Here is a 210-nt window from a genome sequence, read left to right as displayed (position 1 = left end):
AAAAAGTGCTTATAGGAGCAAGATTATGGAATTAGAAGTTTTACGAAAAGATATGATTGTTAGTCAGAGAAAAGGGCAACCTTTTATTGTTGCGTCCACCATCATCTGGGTTTCAATAACTTTGGTAACTATGATGAAGGTATCGCTACCTGTCCAAAATCTTTTGATTTTTTTATTGTTCATGTCCATTGTTGCCACTCTCTTGGTTTG

1 pseudogene is annotated in these 210 nt (G+C 35.2%); it reads left to right on the top strand.

The features are described from left to right. Window positions 1–25 precede the first annotated feature (25 nt). Window positions 26–210, top strand: a pseudogene (locus HMPREF2937_RS13585) (hypothetical protein); the annotation flags it as partial.

The organism is Staphylococcus sp. HMSC061G12, from assembly GCF_001838465.1.
GTDB lineage: Bacteria > Bacillota > Bacilli > Staphylococcales > Staphylococcaceae > Staphylococcus > Staphylococcus simulans.
The sequence above is the reverse complement of the archived record's forward strand: the minus strand, read 5'-3'. Positions and strand labels throughout refer to the sequence as shown.